This is a genomic window from Streptomyces angustmyceticus (genome assembly GCF_019933235.1).
Classification (GTDB): domain Bacteria; phylum Actinomycetota; class Actinomycetes; order Streptomycetales; family Streptomycetaceae; genus Streptomyces; species Streptomyces angustmyceticus.
In genome coordinates this window covers 5,609,015-5,628,157 of record NZ_CP082945.1, presented here as the reverse complement: position 1 = coordinate 5,628,157, position 19,143 = coordinate 5,609,015, and the positions used below count along the sequence as shown (strand labels likewise).

Below are 19,143 nucleotides of genomic sequence, written 5' to 3'. Positions count from 1 at the left end.
CCCGAGCGCCTCGCGGCGTCCTAGCGGGCGGGGGAAAGGCAGGAGATCGTCGCCTTGTCCGGGCTGTATTCGGGACCGGCGAGCATGTCGCCGCCGGCGCAGTGGCCCTCCGAGGTGTCGAGCCTGCGGGTCACCTTGTACTCCGCGTCGGCCGAACCGCAGTCCACGACCTCCCAGTCCTCGTCCTGCCCGTCCCCGTCGTCGCGGACGCAGTCACCGACGGCGAGGGTGGGTGCCTTCCCGAGACCGGTCCCGTCGACGAACGCGCCGAAGACGACCAGGGCCGGGATCGCCACCGCCACGAGGGCCATCGGCACCAGGAACAGCAACGCCTCCGGCCGGCGCAGCAGGGACTTGCCCGGGTCGAGCGAGGGCCGGAAGCCGCCTACGGGGGCGGCCAGTTTCCGGAAGCGGCCCCGGGGGCCGAGGTTCATCAGCAGGGTGAGCGGGGTGATGGCCACGGACAGCGGGCTCCACCAGCCCTGCCACAGCGTCTTCGCGGACATCTCGCGGTAGGTGGCCAGCCCGCAGGAGCGGCAGAACATGCCGCCGCGGCTGAGGAAGCGCATCAGGAAGAGCAGGCCCTGATGCCCGCGCACGGTGGCCTGCACGGCGGGCTGCGCACCGCACAACTGGCAGCCCGGGGCACCGGCGAACGACTGCGGGTGCGGGTGCGGGTACTGCTGGGCGAACTGCTGCGGGTGTGGGTGCTGCTGTGGGTGTGGGTGCGGGTACTGCTGGGCGTTCGGGTGCGGGTGTGGAGCCGGGGCCGGGTATCCCGGCGGTGGGGCGTACGGGCCGGCGGGCGGGTGCGGGTGGGTGCCCGGCGGCTGGTGCGGGGCGGCACCGGCGGGCTGCTGCGGGCAGGGCCCCGTCGGCTGGTAGGGCGCCGCCGCCGGGTATGGCCCCGCGGGCGGGTGGGCGTGCGGGTGCGGGCCGTGCGGTGGTGGCGGGGTGGCCACAGAGAATCCCCCTGAGTCTCGTGGAGTGCGCCGGACGCGGTGGCGGACCGGGCCCGGCCGAACCAGGAACCCTATCCGCGGCTGATCGGCGGGCGCGGGGCAGGGCGGACCAGGGCGCCGCGGCAAGGCCGAGGACCTCTACCGCCCCGCCGCGCGCACCGCTTTACTCGCCCCCATGAGACGCATACGTACCAGGATGGGCGCGCTCGGCGCCGCGCTGCTGGCCGTCGCCCCGCTGTCCCTGACGGCACCGCCCGCCGCGGCCGCCCCGGCGGAGGCGACGGTGGAGGAGGGCCGCCTGACGCAGGCCGCGCCGCAGGAGATCCTGCGACGCAGTGGATTCGACGCGTCGGAGCGGGAGTTCGGGCGCGGCCTGGCACGGGTCGCCACCTACGGAGAGGCCCGGCGCTACGTCGCGGACCAGGGGCGGGCGCTGTGGCGGCGGGCCGTGGACCGGGTGCAGGGACGCGGGCCCGACGGCGGCGACCTCAGCCGGGACGACGACCGTCCCCTGTACTGGGCACGACTGGCCATGACCAGGCAACTACGGCAATGGCAGCCGGACTTCGGACTGACGGAGTCCGAGCGCGGCGCCCTCCTCGGTTCGCTGGAGCGCGGCTCGCGCGGCCAGGACTCGGTCGAACTGCCCGCGGACAAGGGTGTCCTGCGGATCGTGGTGACCGGGTTCGACCCGTTCCAGCTGGACGCCGATCCGCGGCGCAGCAACCCGTCGGGGGCGGCGGCCCTCGCGCTGGACGGGACGACGGTGCGCACCGCCTCCGGACGTCCGGCCCGGATCGAGACCGCGGTCTTCCCCGTACGGTGGGCCGATTTCGCCGACGGCACGGTGGAGCGCACCCTGCTGCCGCACTTCCGGCGCGGCCCGCGGCAGGCCGACCTGTTCACGACGATCAGCCAGGGACGGCCCGGCCGGTTCGATGTCGAGCGGACCAACGGGGCCTGGCGGGGCGGCTATCCGGACAATGCGCGGGAGTCGCGTACGGAGACCGTGCCGATTCCGGCCGGCGTACCGACCGTGCGACCGCAGCCGCAGTGGACGACCACCAGCCTGCCGTACGCCCGGATCGTGGCGGCCGGGACCGGCCCCTTCCCCGTCGTCGACCACACCGAGGTCACGGAGATCCCGGCGGGCGGCACCGCTCCGGTCGACCGCCCGGACGGCCCCACTCCGGGATCGACGGCCCGCGCCGGGGGCGGCGGCGACTACCTCTCCAACGAGATCGCCTACCGCGCGACCCTGCTGAGGGACGCGGTCCGCCCGGCCCTCCCGGGCGGCCATCTCCACACCCCGGTACTGGAGTTCGGCCCCGGCAACACCGACCCCGCACACGGCCGGATCACCGACCCGGACTTCGTGCACCACCGGGTCACGATCACCGAACAGGTACGGACGATCCTGACGGTGGCGGCCTCGGAGGCCACGCCGGCCGGGGACGGCCGGGGCTAGCACTCCCGTCGGCCGTCGTTGCCCGAACGGCGGGACGGTCCTAGTCGCCGCTCACGCCCGGCGACGCAGGGGGCCGCCAGTCCGGTGACCGGCCGAGGGCGGCGAGGATCTGCTCCAGGGTGCCCGCGTGGTGGTCCGTGGACAGTCCCGGCCGGAAGGCGCTGCCCGGGGCCAGCCGGGAGTCGTCGTCCGGGACGGCGCGGGCGATCGGCAGTGCGGCCCGGAGGAGTTCGGGCGTGGGTGCGTACGGGAGGCCCAGGGTGCGGGCGACGTCCCAGCTGTGCACCAGGTAGTCGATGAGGTGGAAGCCGAGGGCACGGGCGGCGGGGAAGGTCCGCGTGCGGCTGAACTCGGGGAGGGCCAACGGGCGGTCGGGGCGGTCCACGGTCGCGAAGGCGGCGATGACGTGTTCGGCCGCATCGCGGTACTGCACGACGGGGTCCGCGTCGAGCGGCCCGACCGTCCAGTGCGCCAGGTCCCGTCCGCGCCCGAGCGCCGCCGCCGCGAACCCGTGGTGCTGGGCCGTCATATGGGCGAGCAGATCGGTCAGCGTCCACGCCGCGCAGGGGGTCGGCCTGAGCAGATCGTCGGGGGTGATCCGGCGAACCAGCGCCACGCTGTCCCGGACCGCGCGGGCATGGAGGCACCGGAGCCGCGCGAAATCCGCGGACGGCGGGGTCGGGCTCTCGATATCCGTATTCGTAGGCATGTGCTTACGATCTGCGCGAGCACATGATGTGTCAACAGGTATTTTCTTGGCCATGGCCGAGAACGCAGCCGACAGCGGCACACCCCAAGGGCGGCCGAACCGCCCCGATCTGGCGGCGATGATCGTGCCCCTGGGGCGTGCGCTCATGGCGGCCGAACAGCCGGTTCTCGACGCGCACGGCCTGACGATGTGGGCGTACTCGGTGCTGCTGCACCTCGACGAGACACCGATCCGCACCCAAGCGGCACTGGCCGAGGCCATCCGGGCGGACAAGACCCGCATCATCACCGTCCTCGACGACCTGGAGTCCCGGAAGCTGATCCGCCGCCGGCCTGACCCCGCGGACCGGCGGGTGCGTCTGCTGTCGCTCACCGCCGAGGGCCGGCGGCTGCGGGACGCGACGCAGACCGCGATCCAGCAGGGCGAGGAACGGCTGCTCGCCCACCTGCCGGCCGCCGACCGGGCCGGCTTCCTCAAGGGGCTGCGGGCCTTGTCCGCACTGCCGGAACTGCGGGGGTGACGAGGGACTTGGCGTCGCGACGCCTTGGTGCCGCGCCTTGCGGTCCGGACTCGCTGCGGACCTGGCTCCCTTGCGGTCCGGACGCGCTGTGGTCCTGTCTTCCTTGCGGGCCTGCCCCCTCGCGGCCCTGACTCCCTGCGGTCCTGGCTCCTCGCCGTCCTGGCGTGTCGGGGCGTGCCGGCCTGTTGACGTCCTCGTCCGGGCCGGCGTCGGACGGTCCCGGGCATGATGGGTGAATGATCATTGCTGCCGCACAGTTCCTCCCGGTACCGGGCGATATCGAGGCCAATGCCGCGCGGATGGCCGCGCTCCTCACCGAGGCCGCGACGCGCGGTGCGGGGCTGGTGGTCTTCTCCGAACTCGCGCTGACGCACTACGACCTGGACCGGATAGCCGCCGACCCGACGGGCATGACGGTCACGGACGACGACGCCCGACTGGCCCCCGTCCGCGAGGCGTGCCGGGCCTCGGGGGTCGCGGCGGTGGTGAACGCGGCGGGCCGCGGTGCCGGCGGGGGCCGTCCGACGGACTGCAGGTGCTGCTCGCCAACGGCGCGGGGACCGGAAGCCCCGCTTCGGGGTGCGGTCTCAGCGGCGCCTGGCTGCCGTCCGGCGAGCGGGTGGCGTCGGCCGCCGAGTGGACCGGGACGGCGGCGGGTGACGGTGCGGAACTGGTGCTGAGCGATGTCCGCGACCGGATCACGCTGATGGGGGACCCGGCGGTGGCCGCGATCCCGGTGCGGGAGTGCGGCGAACCGCTGGTGGACGTACGGACCGAGGCGCCCGGACTGCTGGTGGCCGCGGCCCGCGAGGACGCGCGGGGCGCCTTCGCCCGGCTGCGTGCGGGGGTGCTGCGGCGGCTGCTCGCGGCGCAGGAGGCACTGCCGGACGGCCTGCGGCTGCAGCTCGTCGAGGGCTACCGGCCGCCGGAGCTGCAGCGCCGCTACTTCGAGGAGTACGCGGACGACCTGCGCGCCGCGCACCCCGGCTGGGAGGCGGGGCGAATCCACCGGGCCGCCAGCCGCTATGTGTCTCCGCCCGGGATCGCCCCGCACAGCGCGGGCGGCGCGGTGGATGTCACTCTCGTCACCGCGCAGGGCGTGGAAGTCGACATGGGGACACCGGTCAATGCCTCCCCCGAGGAGAGCGACGGCGCCTGCTACACGGCCGCGCCGGGTCTGACGCCCGCCGCCCGCGCCAACCGGCGGGTGCTGAACGCCGCGCTGCACTCCGCCGGGCTGGTCAACTACCCGACCGAGTGGTGGCACTGGTCCTACGGCGACCGCTACTGGGCGCTGGCCACCGGCGCGGACCACGCGCTGTACGGGCCACGGGAGGGGGACGAGGAGTGATGGCGGGCGGTGATCGCGGGCAGTGATCGCGAGCGGCGCGCGCGGCCGCCCGGCCGTTCCTACACCGGCAGGACGACCCGCATGTCGAGGCCGCCGCCCTCCCGCGGCACCGCCGTGATCGTCCCGTCGTGCGCCCGCACCACCGACCGCACGATCGACAACCCCAGCCCCACACCCTTGTCACTGCCGGTCCGCTCCGTCCGCAACCGACGGAACGGCTCGAAGAGGTTCTCCACCTCATACGCCGGAACCACCGGCCCCGTATTCGACACCACCAACACCGCACACCCCGGCCGCGCCCGCGTCGACACCTCCACCCACCCCCCGTCCGCCACGTTGTACCGCACCGCGTTCTGCACCAGATTCAACGCGATCCGCTCCAACAACACCCCACTGCCCTGCACCACCACCGGCTCCCGCACACCCCGCAACTCCACCCCCGCCGCCAGCGCCTCCGCCCGCGTCTGATCCACCGCCTGCGACGCCACCTCCGCCAGATCCACCGGCCGGCGATCCACCACCTTGTTCTCACTGCGCGCCAGCAACAACAGCCCCTCCACCAACTGCTCACTGCGCTCATTCGTCGCCAGCAACGTCCGACCCAACTGCACCAACTCCGCCGACGCCCCCGGATCCGCCAGCTGCACCTCCAACAACGTCCGATTGATCGCCAACGGCGTCCGCAACTCGTGCGACGCATTCGACACGAACCGCCGCTGCGACTCGAACGCCCGGTCCAACCGGTCCAACATCTCGTCGAACGTGTCCGCAAGCTCCTTCAACTCATCATCCGGACCACCCAACTCGATCCGACGATGCAGATCCGACCCCGCCACCCGCTGCGCCGTCCGCGTAATACGGCCCAACGGCGACAACACCCGCCCCGCCATCGCATAACCGAACGCGAACGCCACCACCGTCAACCCCAACAACGCCAGCAACGAACGATTGAGGAGACTGTTGAGGGCCAGCGCGCGCTGGTTGCGGACGCAGTGGGCGATCGCGGCGTTGATCTCGTCGGCGGTGCCCGCCGGCGGCAGGCCGGGACAACGGAGGTTGCTCAGCCGGACGTTGCTGCCGAACACCCGGAACTCCGGGGTGCCGTCCTTGAGGGTCCTGGCCGCCAGCAGGTAGATGAGCGCCAGCAGCACGACGCCGGCCATCAGGAACATGCCGCCGTACAGCAGCGTCAGCCGTATCCGGATCGTCGGCCGCAGCCACGGCGCCGGGCGGGGGTGCGGCGGAAGGCCCTCGGCGGGCCGCGGCGGTGCGGCCGCGGGCGCGGAGGGCGGTGCGGAGGGCGGCGACGAGGGGGCCACGGCGGTCAGCCCCGGGGTCCCGGTGAAGCGGGCACGGCGACGGATACCGGGACGGCGGGTGGGTGCACTGCTGGTCCTTCCTCAGATCCCGTAAGGCACACGACAGTTGCCCCACAGCACCCATCCTGCCCAAAGGACCCATAAACCGGCAGTAAGCACGGATCGTCACGCCGGTCCCGGCACGCCGCCGCGCCGGGACCGGTCGGCCGCCGCCCGCCCGTGGCGGGCCGGCAGCCGAGCGCGCCTCAGTCCCGCGGCAGCTCGGGCGCCAGGACCTCCAGCTCGGCCCGGGTCGGGTAGGACGGCTGGGCCCCCGGCTTGGTGACGGCCGCGGCGCCCACCCGTACGGCGAAGCGCGCCGCCTCGGGCAGCGAGTCGCCGCGGGCCAGGCGGGTGGCGAGGGCGCCCGTGAAGGCGTCGCCGGCGCCGGTGGTGTCCACGGCCTTGACGCGTACGCCCGGGACCTCGACGGCACCGCCGTCGTCCAGGACCAGCGCGCCGTCGCCGCCGAGGGTGACCACGACGGAGCGGGCGCCCCGGTCGCGCAGCGCCCGCGCCCAGGCGGCGGGTGTGCCGTCGGCGAGCCCGGAGAGCTGCCGTGCCTCGTGCTCGTTGACCACCAACGGGTCGGCCGCCGTGAGGAGTCCGGGCGCCAGCGCGGCCGCCTCGGGTGCCGGGGAGGGGTTGAGGACGACGCGGGTGCCGGCCTGCCCGGCGGCCGTGGCGGCGGCCCGTACGGACTCCATGGGGATCTCCAGCTGGAGGGAGACCACCGAGGCGGCGGCGATGGTGTCCTGCGCCGCCGTCACGTCCTGCGGGGTGAGGGCGGCGTTGGCGCCGGGCGAGACCACGATGCTGTTGTCGCCGTCCGGGTCGACGATGATCATCGCGGTGCCGGTGCGGGCCGTGTCGTCCACGATCACCGGGGTGACGTCGGTGCCCGCGTCGCGCTGGGCGCCGAGCAGCAGTTCGCCGTACGCGTCGCCGCCGACCCGCGCCAGCAGCGCGGTGCGCCCGCCGATCCGGGCCGCCGCTGCCGCCTGGTTCGCGCCCTTGCCGCCGGCCGACTCGACCAGGTCGGTGCCGGTCACGGTCTCGCCCGCGCCGGGCCGCCGGGCGACCCGCACCGTCAGATCCGCGTTGGCCGACCCGACCACCAGGACGTCGTACATCCGCCGCTCTTCCACTTCTCTCCTCCGTCGTGGCCCGGCGCACCGCCGGGCCGCACTCTCAGCCGTCGAACTTCGCGGCGTTCTTCGCCGTCACCAGCACCACCGGCACCCTGACCGACTGCGGCAGCTTCTCACCGCGGGACGCCTTCAGCGCCCACTCCACGGCCTGCTTGCCGAGGAGCTCCGGCTGCTGGGCGACGGTCGCGGTCAGTGTGCCGTTGCGGACCGCGCTGACGCCGTCCGGGGTGCCGTCGAACGCCACCACCTTCACGTCCTTGCCGGAGCGGCCGCCCAGCGCCTTGGACGCGCCCAGCGCCATCTCGTCGTTGGCGGCGAACACCCCGCCGATGTCGTGGTGCGCCTGCAGCATGTTGGACATCACGTCCATGCCCTTGGTGCGGTCGAAGTCCGCGGGCTGCCGGGCGACGACCTGGATGCCGGGGTACTTCTTGATGCCCTCCTCGAAGCCCTTGCCGCGCTCGCGGGCCGCGGAGGTGCCGGCCTGGCCCTCCAGGAAGGCCACCTTGCCCTTGCCGCCGAGCGAATCGGCCAGCGTCTTCGCGGCGAGCCGGCCGCCCGCGACGTTGTCGGAGGCGATGGTCGAGCCGACCTTGCCGCCGTTGACACCGCGGTCGATGGAGATCACCGGCACCTTCGCCCGGTTGGCGACGCCGACGGCCGGGACGGCGGCGTCGGAGTCGACCGGGTTGATGATGGCGGCCTTGACGTTCTGGCTGGTGAACGTCTCCATCTGGTTGATCTGCTGGGTCGGGTCGTTCTGGGCGTCGGTGATGTTGAGGTGCAGGTGGCGGGCGTCCGCCTCGGCCTGGGCGCCCTTCTTGATGCCGACGAAGAACGGGTTGTTCATCGTCGACAGCGCCAGGCCCAGGTCCGTGTCGCCCCCGCGGTCGCAGCCGGCCAGCCCGAGGGCGACGGTCGCGGCCAGCCCTGCCACCAGCGGCGTCCGCAGCCGGGCGGCCCCGCGCGCGGTCGTCCGGGCGCTCCGCTGCTCGGTCCGGCGGGCGCTCATCGCGCGCTCCGGCGGCGCAGCGTGTCCAGCAGCACGGCGAGCGCGATGACCAGTCCGGTGGCCACCTGCTGCCAGAACGCCGACACGCTCAGCAGGTTGAGGCCGTTGCGCAGGACGGCGAGGATCAGCGCGCCGATGAGGGTGCCGGACGCCTTGCCGGAGCCGCCGGAGAGGCTGGCCCCGCCGATGACGACGGCGGCGATGGCGTCCAGCTCGTAGCCGGTGGCGGCCTGCGGCTGGGCGGAGGTGAGCCGGGCGGCGAGCACGATGCCGGCGACCGCGGCGAACAGCCCGGACAGCGCGTAGATGACGAGCTTGCGGCGCTTGACGTGGATGCCGGAGAGGCGGGCCGCCTCCTCGTTGCCGCCGATCGCGAACATCGCCCGGCCGGAGTAGGTGCGGGCCAGGACGAGCGCGGCGATCAGCCCCATGGCGATCATGACGAGGACCGGCACCGGCAGCCAGCCGCCGAGGGTGTCGCCGAGCGCGCCGACCGACGAGGGGAAGGCGATCGGCGAGCCGCCGGAGATGACCAGGGCCAGACCGCGGCCGACCGAGAGCATCGCCAGCGTGGCGATGAAGGCGGGCAGTCTGCCGTAGGCGACCAGCGCGCCGGAGACCAGACCGGCGCCCGCGCCGACCGCCAGGCCGAGCAGGACCGCCATCCAGACGGGCAGGCCCTCGTTGGTGGCCGCCCAGGCGACGACCGTGGCGGCGAGCCCCGCGACCGAGCCGACGGACAGGTCGATCCCGGCCGAGACGATCACGAAGGTGACGCCGAAGGCGAGGATCGCGGTGACCGACGCCTGGACGCCGACGTTGAGGAGGTTCTGGCCGTTGAGGAAGTCCCTGGACAGCACCGCCATCACCACGACCAGGGCGATCAGTCCGCCGAGCGGGCCGTTCCTGAGGACCGCCCGGGAGAACCACGCTCCCGCGCCGTCGCGGTCCGGTGCCCGCCCCACCGCCTCGGCGGCGGCTCCCGTCTTCACCTCAGTGGACATCGGAGCCCTCCATCGCGCTCTCGTCGTTGTGCTTCGTGCTCGTGCCGTGCGGGGACTGGAGCGCCAGCTCCATCACGGCGTCCTGGGTGGCCTCGTCGGCCGACAGCTCTCCGGCCAGCCGGCCCTGCGACATCACCAGCACCCGGTCGCTCATGCCGAGCACCTCGGGCAGATCGCTGGAGATCATCAGCACCGCGCGGCCGGACGCGGTCAGTTCGTTGATGAGCTGGTAGATCTCGACCTTGGCCCCGACGTCGATCCCGCGCGTCGGCTCGTCGAGGATCAGCAGCCTGGTGTCCGCCAGCAGCCACTTGCCGATGACGATCTTCTGCTGGTTGCCGCCGGAGAGGGTGCGGGCGTGCTGCCCGAGCCCGCTCATCCGGACCTTCAACTGCTCGGCGACGGCGGCCGCTTCGCGCCGCTGCGCGCCCCGGTCCACCAGCCCGCCGCGGGTGTCGCGGTCGAGGCGGGCGAGGGTCAGGTTGTCCTGGAGGGAGGCGTCCAGGACCAGGCCCTGGCCCTTGCGGTCCTCCGGTACGAGGCCGAGCCCGGCGCGCATGGCGGCGCGGACGTCGCCGCGGGCCAGCTCCTTGCCGTCGATCTCGACCGTCCCGGCGTCGTAGCGGTCCACGCCGAAGACCGCCCGGACCACCTCGGTGCGGCCCGCGCCGACCAGCCCGGCCAGGCCCACGACCTCACCGGCCCGCACCTCGAAGTCGATGCCCTCGAAGACCGGACCGGCCACCGCGCCGTTGCGGGTCAGGCCGCGGACGCGCAGCAGGGGCGCGCCCGGTGCCTCGGGGCGCTGCCGCGGATACTGCTCGGCGATGTCCCGGCCCACCATGAGGCGGATCAGCTCGTCCTCGTCCGTCGAGGCCGGCACCTCCTCGACGGAGCGGCCGTCGCGCAGGACGGTGACCCGGTCGCCGAGGGCGCCGATCTCCTCCAGGTGGTGGGTGATGAAGATGATGCCGACTCCGGTCTCGCGCAGCTCGCGGACGATCCCGAAGAGGGTCTCGACCTCCTCGGAGGTGAGGACCGCGGTCGGCTCGTCCATGATCAGGACGCGGGCCTCCAGGCTGAGCGCCTTGGCGATCTCGACCATCTGGAGGCGGGCGATGCCCAGTTCGGCGACCGGGGTGTTCGGGGAGACGTCGAGCCGTACCCGTCGCAGCAGCTCGGCGGCCCGTGCCCGCATCGTCTTGCGGTCGACCAGGCCGAGCGCGGTGCGCGGCTGGCGGCCCAGGAAGATGTTCTCGGCGACGGTCAGCCCGGGGACGAGGTTGAACTCCTGGTAGATGGTGGCGATGCCGTGCCGTTCGGCGTCCTGCGCCGAACGGATGGTGACCTCCTCGCCGTCCACGAGGATGCGGCCCTCGTCGGGGCGGTGGGCGCCGGAGAGCATCTTGATGAGGGTGCTCTTGCCCGCGCCGTTCTCGCCGAGCAGGACGTGCACCTCACCGGTGCGCAGGGTCAGGTCCACGCCGTCCAGCGCGCGGACGCCCGGGAACGACTTCGTCACCCCCTCCACGCGCAGCAGTTCGCGGCCGCCCGGTTCGTCGTCGTTGACGCCGGTCATGCGCTGCCCCTCTCTTCCTCGGGTGGTTCTGGGTGGTGACGTGCTCGGGTGACCTGTGCAGGCCGGCTCGGGTGGCCCGCCCGGCCGGGGGAGCCGGGACCGGAGTGCCGGTCCCGGGCGCCGGGCGGGCCTGTTCAGGGGGTGGGCGCCTCGCCGCAGGAGCGGCGGGCGACCAGCCGGGCCGGCAGCAGCACCGACTCGACGGGCCGCCGCTCGATGCGCGCCAGCAGGGCGTGGACGGCGGCCCGGCCCAGTTCGCGGGTGGGCTGGGCGATGGCGGTCAGCGGCGGATCGGTGTGGGCGAACCACGGCACGTCGTCGTAGACCACCAGCGCCACGTCGTCGGGGACCCGCAGGCCGCGGGCGCGGAGTTCGTCCATCGCGCCCAGCGCCATCAGGTTGTCGGTGGCCAGCACCGCGTCCGGCGGCTCGGCGAGGTCGAGGAAGGCGCTCATCACCTGCCGGCCACCGGTGTGCTGGAGATCGGGGGTGGCGCCGACCCGCTCGTCGGGCAGGGTGAGGCCGTATCCGGCCAGCGCCGTACGGAAGAGGGCGAGGCGTTCGTCGCCGGTGGGGGTGCCGGCCGGGGCGACGATGATCGCCGGGCGGCGGCGGCCGAGGGCGGCGAGGTGGGCGGCGAGTTCGGTGAGCGCGGCGCGGCCGTCGGCGCGTACGCAGGGGGCGTCGATGCCGGGCACGGCGCGGTCCAGCAGGACCAGCGGGGTGCCCGAGGCGACGACCTCGCGGAGCATCGCCGAGCCGGTGCCGGCCGAGCTGACCAGCAGGCCGTCTATCCGGCGGTCGAGCAGGGTGCGGATGTAGTCGTCCTGCTGGGCGGGGCGCTCGCCGGCGTTGCCGATGACCAGGCTGTAGCCGAGGCTGCGGGCCGCGTCCTCGACGGCGTCGGCCAGCTCGGTGAAGAAGGGGTTGGTGAGGTCGCTGATGATCAGGCCGAGCGCGCCGGTCCGTGCGGTGCGCAGCGCGCGGGCGACGCTGTTGGGGCGGTAGCCCAGCTCCTGTACGGCGGCGAGCACCCGCTCACGGGTCTCCGCGACCGGGCTGTGCCCGTTGAGGACCCGGGAGACCGTGGCGACGGAGACCCCTGCCCGCTCTGCCACATCCTTGATGTTCGCCATGGCGCCGTTGCCATCCTGTCCGGGCACCCGCCCACCGTGCGGGGAGCGGGTGCGCATGATCGACGTGTAATCGATTTCCTGAGCACTGCGTGGGGGCTACGAAATCGATTACACGGGTGGCGCGTCAAGACGAGGTGAATGTTGCCTGCGTCACACGCATGGCGCGGGGGGGGGCGGAGGCGGGAGGGGTGCGGAGGCGCGGGCACCGAGCGCGGACGCGGGCGCCGAGGGGGACGGAGGCGCGGGTACCGAGCGCAGGCGCGGGCGCCGAGGGGGCGAAGGTGCGGGCCGGCCGGGGCTCGGGGTGTTCGGGCGCGGGGCCTGCGCGCGAGAGACCTTCACAGGACGGGCCCGTCGCTCCGCGGGACCTTCGGGGCGCGGGACGATTCCGAGCCAGGGACCATCCGAGCCCGGGCACTCCCCCGTTGACCGTCCCGCTCGACGGCGGGCTCCGGCCGTGTCCGGACCCAGCGGGGCCCGACCCGGCGCTTACCGGGCGAACTGCCCCACACACGCGACGATCGCCACCAGCAGACCCAGCATCCCGATCACCACCTGCCATCTGTCAGGCGGCGCCCACCTGGTGCTCTCCTGCTCCGTGTCCTGATCGTCCATCGCTCCTCCTCGCTCCTCCGGACAGGCCCCGGAGACCAGGGCCCCCGCCGGACGGTCACCGGCGGAGCTGTGGGGAGGAACGTGGTGAAGCCCCGCAAGAATAGCGCGAGTTGGCGCCATAGGGACGAAAGTCCGGGGCCGGAGCGCTGCCCCGGCAACAGGCCCCGGACACCGAGGCGCGCACCCGCCGCGGACACCGGAGGGCCGCACCCCGTCACGGGATGCGGCCCCTGGGAAGCAGCGCCGGTGGCGCGGAGGGTCAGGCGACGGTCGGCGTGACCTCGATGTTGCCGCGGGTCGCGCGGGAGTAGGGGCACACCTGGTGCGCCTTCTCCACGAGGTCCCGGGCGGTGGCCGCGTCGACGTTGGGGATCGCGGCGGAGATCTCGACCGTGAGGCCGAAGCCACCGTCCGCGGCCTTGCCGATGCCGACCTTGGCGGTCACCCGGGAGCCCGAGACGTCGGCGTTCTCCCGGCGGGCGACGACGCCGAGCGCGCCCTGGAAGCAGGCGCTGTAGCCGGCCGCGAAGAGCTGCTCGGGGTTGGTGCCGGCACCGCTTCCGCCCTGCTCCTTGGGCGGGTTGACGATCACGTCGAGCTTGCCGTCGTCGCTGGCGACGCGGCCGTCACGGCCGTTCTCGGCGGTGGCGACGGCGGTGTAGACGACGTCGACGGACTGGATGGACATACCGAATCCTCCTGTGGTTCGCCGCGACTCGCGCCCACGGATCGCGACGGCTTGCCGCCGAGCCTAACGGTCGTACGCAAGGCCCCGAGGGGGGCATGCCAATGCCGTCCGGGGAGGACGCCTTCCGGGGCGGGTACCCCACGGACAGGAACACCGCCCCGCCAGGAGCCCCCCCACTCACACGGAACACCACCCCACGAGGCGCGCCGCCTCCCCAGGGCCGGGCACCGCCGTCGCGGGCCTCGCCGCCGGCCGGTCCGGCAACCGGCCGCCGGTGCGCGGTGCGGCCGCCGGTGCGCAGGGCGACCGCCGGTGCGCGGGGCGGCCGCCGGTGCGCGGGGCCGACCGGCCGGGCAGCCACCGGCCGGGCGGCCACCGGCCCAGCCCCCGGCGCGGTCGCCACCCCCGAACGCTCCGTCAGTCCGCGAGGCTCACGATCATCTTGCCGGTGTTCTCGCCGCGCAGCAGGCCCAGGAAGGCGTCGACGCCGTTCTCGATGCCGGCCACCTTGGTCTCGCTGTACTTGAGTTCGCCGGAGCGGATCCAGGCGGAGACCTCTTCGACGAACTGCGGCTGCAGCGCGGCGTGGTCGCTGACCAGCAGGCCCTGCAGGCGCAGCCGCTTGCCGATCACCATCGCGAGGTTGCGCGGGGCGGGGCTCGGCTCGGTGGCGTTGTACATCGAGATCATGCCGCAGATGGCGGCGCGGCCATGGACGTTGAGCGAGCTGATGGCCGCTTCGAGGTGGTCGCCGCCGACGTTGTCGAAGTAGACGTCGATGCCCTCCGGCGCGGCCTCCTTGAGCTGCTTGGCGACATCGCCGTTCTTGTAGTTGAAGGCGGCGTCGAAGCCGTACTCCTCGACCAGGAGCTTGACCTTCTCGTCGGAGCCGGCCGAGCCGATGACGCGGGAGGCGCCCTTCAGCTTGGCGATCTGGCCGACCTCGCTGCCCACCGCGCCGGCCGCGCCGGACACGAAGACGGCGTCGCCCTCCTTGAAGGACGCCACCTCCAGCAGGCCGGCGTAGGCGGTCAGGCCCGGCATGCCCAGCACGCCGAGGTAGGCGGTGAGCGGAGCCAGCGACGGGTCCACCTTGGCGGCGCGCTTGGCGTCCAGCACCGCGTACTCCCGCCAGCCGAGGCCGTGCAGGACGTGGTCGCCGACGGCGACGGAGTCGTCGCGCGAGGCGATGACCTCGCCGACCGCGCCGCCGTCCATCGGCTGGTCGAGCTGGAAGGGCGGGACGTAGGACTTCACGTCGTTCATCCGGCCGCGCATGTACGGGTCGACGGAGAAGTGGGTGGTGCGGACGAGGATCTGGCCCTCGCCCACCTCGGGCACAGCGGCCTCGCGCAGCGCGAAGTCCTCCGGGGTGGGCCAGCCGTGGGGGCGGGCGACGAGGTGCCATTCGCGGCCGGTCGTGGGCAGTGCGGACATAGCGCGGATCCTCCTAAAGCTTCATGTACTGAAACAACCATGCTCCTCGATATTTCACGTTGTCAAGTAATTGGGTATCCTCGTCTGCATGACCCCCCGCGCAGACTCCTTGACCGTCGAGGTCGTCGATCTCATCGGCACCGTCGTCGCCCGCTACTACGAGGAGTACGAGCACGCCGCGGCCGAGCACTCCCTCACCGGCGCGCAGGCCCGGGTGCTCAGGCTGCTCTCCCTCGAACCGCTGCCGATGCGCAAGATCGCCGAGTGCCTGAAGTGCGAGCCGTCGAACGTCACCGGCATCGTGGACCGCCTGGAGTCCCGCGGCCTGGTCGAGCGCCGCCCCGATCCGGCCGACCGCCGGGTCAAGCTCGCCGCCCCGACGGACGACGGCGCGCGCACGGCCGAGGCGCTGCGCACCTCGCTCCACTTCGCCCGCGAGCCGCTGGGCCGCCTGACGGTCGCCGAGCGGACGCTGCTGAAGGAGCTGCTGCAGCGGATGCTGGGCGTCGCGCCCGAGTGAGCCGGGCGAGGCGGCCGGCGATGGCGAGACGGCCGGCAATGGCGACCCCGCAGCCGGGCACAGGGCGGGCGGCCGCCCCCCTGCACGGCTCCCCCGGCCGCCACGCCCCGCACCGCGACTCCCCTCTAGACCCCGGGCACACCCCCCTCCACACCCGCCACCACCGCGCCCCCCTGCGGCACCCCGTCCACCGCGCCTCCGTCCGACTCCCCCTCAACTCCCGTGCCCCGCAGGCCCCGCAGCAGTGTCAGGGCCAGCACCGCGGCGCAGACCATGACGCCCGCGGCGACCAGTACCGCCGCCTGCAGGCCGTGGGTGAACGCGGCGCGGGCCGCGGTCAGCAGCGTCTCCCCCGCCCGGCCCGGTAGAGCACCGGCGACCGCGGCGGCGCCCGCAAGCGTCTCCCGTGCCGCGTCGGCCGCGGCCGCCGGCAGACCGGCCGGCAGCGCACCGCCGAGGTCGCCGCGGTAGACCGCGCTGCCGATGCTGCCCAGCACCGCCATGCCCAGCGCGCCGCCCAGTTCGGTGCCGGACTCCAGCACGGCCGAGGCGGAGCCCGCCCGCTCGGGCGGCGCGAGCCCGATGGCCAGTTCATTGCCGAGCGACATCACCACCACCAGGCCCGAGGCGTACACCGCCGAGGCGGTCAGGACGAACCACAGGGCCGAGCCCGGCTCCAGCCAGGACAGCCAGACGAAACCGCCGGCCGCGATGAGGCAGCCCAGGGCGATGACATGGGCCCGGTCCGTGCGCTGGGCGAGGGCGGCCGCCGCCGGCGCCATCCCGCCCACCGCGAGGGTCGGCAGCAGGTTCCACAGCGCCGCCTCCATGGGGCTCATGCCCCGTACGGTCTGCAGGTACTGGGTGAAGAACACCGCGCAGCCGACGATCGCGAACATCGCCAGCAGGTTCAGCAGCACCGAGACGCGGTACCCGCGGTGCCGGAACAGCTCCAGGTCGAGCATCGGATGGCGGGCGGTGCGCTGGCGGTGCACGAACGCCGCGGCGGCCGCCAGGCCGGCCACCAGCGCGAGGACGGGCGCGGCCGCCAGCCCGTCCCGGGCGATCTCCTTGACCCCGTAGACGACCGGCAGCAGGGCGAGCAGCGACAGCAGCGAGCCGGGCAGGTCGAAGCGTCCGGCCGCCGGGTTCTTGGACTCCGGGAGCAGCAGCGGCCCGCAGACCAGCAGCAGCACCATCGCCGGGGCGTTGAGCAGGAACACCGATCCCCACCAGAAGTGCTCCAGCAGCACCCCGCTGAGCACCGGGCCGATCGCGATGCCGCCGGTCACCGCCGTCGACCAGATCGCGACGGCCTTTCCGCGCTGCTTGGCGTCGTGGAAGAGGTTGCGGATCAGGGCGAGGGTGGACGGCATCAGGGTCGCCCCGCCGATGCCGAGCAACGCCCGTGCGGCGATGAGCATTCCGGCGCTCTGCGCGTACGCGGCGGCGCCGGAGGCGAGTCCGAAGAGGAGGGCGCCGGACAGCAGCAGCCTGCGGCGGCCGATGCGGTCGCCCAGCGCGCCCATGGTGATCAGCAGGCCGGCCAGGACGAAGCCGTAGACGTCGAGGATCCACAACTGCTGGACGCTGCTGGGCTTCAGCTCCGCGGTGAGGAACGGCACCGCGAAGTAGAGGACCGAGACGTCCATCGAGACGAGGAGACAGGGCAGCAGGAGGACGGCCAGGGCGGTCCACTCCCGGCGGCCGGCCGGCGGCGCGGATGTGTACGGAGTAAACGACATGGGAGACACCGTAAGCAGTGCACGCTTACGGTGCAAACATCAGCGTGGACAAGGGAGTTGGAGGTGCATCACACTAGTGCACCTGCCCAGCGCAACCCCCTGATGGCGGGCGGACTGTTACGCTCTCACCCCGGCATCACCACCCCAGTGCACTAGTACGGAGGTCGCCTCGTGGAGCGCTCGTCACCGCCGCCCTACCGTCGGATCGTCGACGCGATCCGGCACCGCATCGACACCGGCGAGCTGGCGCCGGGCGACCGGGTGCCCTCGACCCGGCGGATCACCCAGGAGTGGGGGGTGGCGATGGCGACCGCCACCAAGGTGCTGACGACGCTGCGTCAGGAGGGCCTCGTCCGGGCCGTACCGGGGGTGGGGACGGTCGTGGCCGAGCCCCGGCGGACCGGCCGCGGCGCCCCCGTGCGCGAGCGGCGCCCCGGCGAGACGGACAGCGGGCTCAGCCGCGACCGCGTCGTACGGGCCGGGATCAAGGTCGCCGACGCCGAGGGACTGCGGGCGCTGTCGATGCGCCGGGTGGCCGCCGAGTTCGGGGTGTCCTCGATGGCGCTCTACCGTCATGTGGCCGGCAAGGACGAGCTGGTGCTGCTGATGGCGGACGCCGCGTTCGACGACATCGAGCTGCCCGAACCGGCGCCGGACGACTGGCGCGCGCGGATGGAGGCGGGCGCGCGGCTGCAGTGGGAGCTCTACCGGCGCCACCCCTGGCTGGCGCAGTACCTGTCGCTCACCCGGCCGCAGCCGATGCCGCGGGCCATGGCACTGATCGAATGGACCATGGCGCGGGTGCGGGGCACGGACCCGGTGACGCTGATTCACCTGGCGCTGACGCTGCTGGGGTTCGTCCGGGCCACCGCCGCCGGGTTCGAGGACGACCTGGAGGCCGAGCAGGAGACCGGGATGGACCAGGGCCAGTGGATGGCCACGATGGAGCCGGTGTTCGAGGGCATCCTCGCCTCGGGCAGCTACCCCATGTACGCGGGCGTCTCGGGGACCGACGCGGACCTGGTGACCCCGGACTCGCTCTTCGAGTTCGGGCTGGCCCGCCTGCTGGACGGCATGGCGACGCTCGTCGACGGCCCGCGCCCCGCCGCCGCGGAGAGCCGCGCCGTCCACGACCATGGCCCTCATGAACGGCACCTCTGACACCGAACCGCCCGCCGGCTCCGGCACCGCGTCCGGGCTGCCGGGACCGGTCGCCTTCCAGCTCGTCCTGCTGCGCCGGATGGCCGACCACCACCCCGGCCTGGTCGAGGACGCGCTGCGCACCCTGCGGGTCTCCCGCGCCGACCTGCGCGAGGCCAACCGCCGCTGGCAGGCACGGATGCACGCCCCGCGGGCGCGCGGCGGCATCCAGCCGTATCGTGCGCTGCTCGGCACCCCCGAGACCGTCGCCGCCCGCCGCCTCGGCGACCTGACCTGCGAGGCCCTGACCTGGCCGGTGCCGCTCTGGCCCGATCTGCGGTTCGAGGTCCTCACCGGCACCCGGGGCGCCGTCTGGAACGCCTGGCTCGTCCGGGCACCCGGCGCCAGGGCCCCTGACCTGCGGACGATCGAGGATCTCCGGCCCTGGTCGTGCACGGTCGACGAGGTCGCCCGCGCCTTCGCACCGGCCCGCCCGAGGGAGGGCAGCGCCCCCACCCGCTGGCAGCTGGCCTGCACCGCCCCCGGCCCCGACGGCACACCGGAGGAGATCGTCGCGGAGTTCACCTGGGGGCTGTACCAGCGGCTGACCGGACGGGCCCCCGCCGCACCGGCCGAGGGCCCCGGCGTCACCCCTTCGCCCTAACCGCCCCTCGCCCGTCCCCCGGGCGGACCTTCCCAGCGGGCGGACGTCCGGGCGCGACCGGAGGATGGCGCACGAGCGGTCCCT

The 19,143-nt window shown here is 73.8% G+C and carries 18 protein-coding genes and 1 pseudogene; 8 read left to right on the top strand and 11 right to left on the bottom strand.

What is annotated here, in order from left to right; translation table 11 throughout:
• Positions 1 to 20 precede the first annotated feature (20 nt).
• Positions 21 to 599, bottom strand: coding sequence for an LppU/SCO3897 family protein (locus K7396_RS25135; RefSeq protein ID WP_223660195.1), 579 nt, complete (start codon positions 597 to 599; stop codon positions 21 to 23).
• Between K7396_RS25135 and K7396_RS25130 the strand changes: the two genes are divergently transcribed.
• Both K7396_RS25130 and K7396_RS25125 read left to right on the top strand, forming a co-directional pair.
• Positions 588 to 977 carry a hypothetical protein gene (locus tag K7396_RS25130; RefSeq protein ID WP_170314260.1) on the top strand — a complete coding sequence of 130 codons (390 nt, stop codon included), beginning with the start codon at positions 588 to 590 and terminating at the stop codon, positions 975 to 977. The genes K7396_RS25135 and K7396_RS25130 overlap by 12 nt on opposite strands.
• Positions 978 to 1,137: 160 nt before the next feature.
• Complete coding sequence (locus K7396_RS25125; protein ID WP_086720514.1) at positions 1,138 to 2,430, top strand: C15 family peptidase; 1,293 nt, start codon at positions 1,138 to 1,140, stop codon at positions 2,428 to 2,430.
• Between the two features lie 40 nt (positions 2,431 to 2,470).
• On the opposite strand, the gene K7396_RS25120 is transcribed toward K7396_RS25125, so the two are convergent.
• Positions 2,471 to 3,139, bottom strand: coding sequence for a TIGR03086 family metal-binding protein (locus K7396_RS25120; RefSeq protein ID WP_086720515.1), 669 nt, complete (start codon positions 3,137 to 3,139; stop codon positions 2,471 to 2,473).
• 52 nt (positions 3,140 to 3,191) lie between these two features.
• Here K7396_RS25120 and K7396_RS25115 point away from each other — a divergent pair, with 52 nt between their 5' ends.
• The 3 genes from K7396_RS25115 to K7396_RS25105 all read left to right on the top strand — a co-directional run bounded on the left by K7396_RS25115 (position 3,192) and on the right by K7396_RS25105 (position 5,010).
• On the top strand, positions 3,192 to 3,659 hold the full coding sequence (locus K7396_RS25115) for a MarR family winged helix-turn-helix transcriptional regulator (protein ID WP_086720516.1): 468 nt from the start codon (positions 3,192 to 3,194) through the stop codon (positions 3,657 to 3,659).
• Between the two features lie 236 nt (positions 3,660 to 3,895).
• Positions 3,896 to 4,339, top strand: a complete 444-nt coding sequence (locus K7396_RS25110; RefSeq protein WP_086720517.1) for a nitrilase-related carbon-nitrogen hydrolase — start codon at positions 3,896 to 3,898, stop codon at positions 4,337 to 4,339.
• A gap of 26 nt (positions 4,340 to 4,365) precedes the next feature.
• Positions 4,366 to 5,010, top strand: coding sequence for a M15 family metallopeptidase (locus K7396_RS25105; RefSeq protein ID WP_086720518.1), 645 nt, complete (start codon positions 4,366 to 4,368; stop codon positions 5,008 to 5,010).
• A 59-nt stretch (positions 5,011 to 5,069) separates the two neighbouring features.
• On the opposite strand, the gene K7396_RS25100 is transcribed toward K7396_RS25105, so the two are convergent.
• The 8 genes and pseudogenes from K7396_RS25100 to K7396_RS25070 all read right to left on the bottom strand — a co-directional run bounded on the left by K7396_RS25100 (position 5,070) and on the right by K7396_RS25070 (position 14,990).
• Positions 5,070 to 6,182 (bottom strand): sensor histidine kinase, encoded by a 1,113-nt coding sequence (locus K7396_RS25100; RefSeq protein WP_373866889.1) that lies wholly within the window; start codon positions 6,180 to 6,182, stop codon positions 5,070 to 5,072.
• Positions 6,183 to 6,574: 392 nt separating this feature from the next.
• Positions 6,575 to 7,501, bottom strand: a complete 927-nt coding sequence (locus K7396_RS25095; RefSeq protein WP_086721546.1) for a ribokinase — start codon at positions 7,499 to 7,501, stop codon at positions 6,575 to 6,577.
• Between the two features lie 58 nt (positions 7,502 to 7,559).
• A pseudogene (locus tag K7396_RS25090) lies at positions 7,560 to 9,535 on the bottom strand (ABC transporter permease/substrate-binding protein).
• Positions 9,525 to 11,114 carry a sugar ABC transporter ATP-binding protein gene (locus K7396_RS25085; RefSeq protein ID WP_086721543.1) on the bottom strand — a complete coding sequence of 530 codons (1,590 nt, stop codon included), beginning with the start codon at positions 11,112 to 11,114 and terminating at the stop codon, positions 9,525 to 9,527. The pseudogene K7396_RS25090 and the gene K7396_RS25085 overlap by 11 nt, the downstream one beginning before the upstream one ends.
• A 134-nt stretch (positions 11,115 to 11,248) precedes the next feature.
• Complete coding sequence (locus K7396_RS25080; RefSeq protein WP_152104463.1) at positions 11,249 to 12,250, bottom strand: LacI family DNA-binding transcriptional regulator; 1,002 nt, start codon at positions 12,248 to 12,250, stop codon at positions 11,249 to 11,251.
• A gap of 489 nt (positions 12,251 to 12,739) precedes the next feature.
• The gene (locus K7396_RS35710; RefSeq protein WP_263295956.1) at positions 12,740 to 12,865 is read right to left on the bottom strand and encodes a hypothetical protein; all 126 of its coding nucleotides are present in this window, start codon (positions 12,863 to 12,865) and stop codon (positions 12,740 to 12,742) included.
• Positions 12,866 to 13,124: 259 nt separating this feature from the next.
• A complete protein-coding gene (locus tag K7396_RS25075; RefSeq protein WP_152104397.1) occupies positions 13,125 to 13,553 on the bottom strand; it encodes an organic hydroperoxide resistance protein in 429 nt (142 codons plus the stop codon).
• 417 nt (positions 13,554 to 13,970) lie between these two features.
• Positions 13,971 to 14,990, bottom strand: coding sequence for an NADP-dependent oxidoreductase (locus tag K7396_RS25070; protein WP_152104398.1), 1,020 nt, complete (start codon positions 14,988 to 14,990; stop codon positions 13,971 to 13,973).
• A gap of 88 nt (positions 14,991 to 15,078) precedes the next feature.
• Here K7396_RS25070 and K7396_RS25065 point away from each other — a divergent pair, with 88 nt between their 5' ends.
• Positions 15,079 to 15,510, top strand: coding sequence for a MarR family winged helix-turn-helix transcriptional regulator (locus K7396_RS25065; RefSeq protein ID WP_152104399.1), 432 nt, complete (start codon positions 15,079 to 15,081; stop codon positions 15,508 to 15,510).
• A gap of 125 nt (positions 15,511 to 15,635) precedes the next feature.
• Here K7396_RS25065 and K7396_RS25060 read toward each other — a convergent pair whose 3' ends face one another.
• Positions 15,636 to 17,255 carry an MFS transporter gene (locus K7396_RS25060; protein WP_152104400.1) on the bottom strand — a complete coding sequence of 540 codons (1,620 nt, stop codon included), beginning with the start codon at positions 17,253 to 17,255 and terminating at the stop codon, positions 15,636 to 15,638.
• Between the two features lie 171 nt (positions 17,256 to 17,426).
• Here K7396_RS25060 and K7396_RS25055 point away from each other — a divergent pair, with 171 nt between their 5' ends.
• Both K7396_RS25055 and K7396_RS25050 read left to right on the top strand, forming a co-directional pair.
• On the top strand, positions 17,427 to 18,416 hold the full coding sequence (locus K7396_RS25055) for a TetR/AcrR family transcriptional regulator C-terminal domain-containing protein (RefSeq protein ID WP_152104401.1): 990 nt from the start codon (positions 17,427 to 17,429) through the stop codon (positions 18,414 to 18,416).
• Positions 18,400 to 19,059, top strand: a complete 660-nt coding sequence (locus K7396_RS25050) for a hypothetical protein (protein ID WP_152104402.1) — start codon at positions 18,400 to 18,402, stop codon at positions 19,057 to 19,059. Before K7396_RS25055 ends, K7396_RS25050 begins: the two co-directional genes overlap by 17 nt.
• Positions 19,060 to 19,143: the final 84 nt, after the last annotated feature.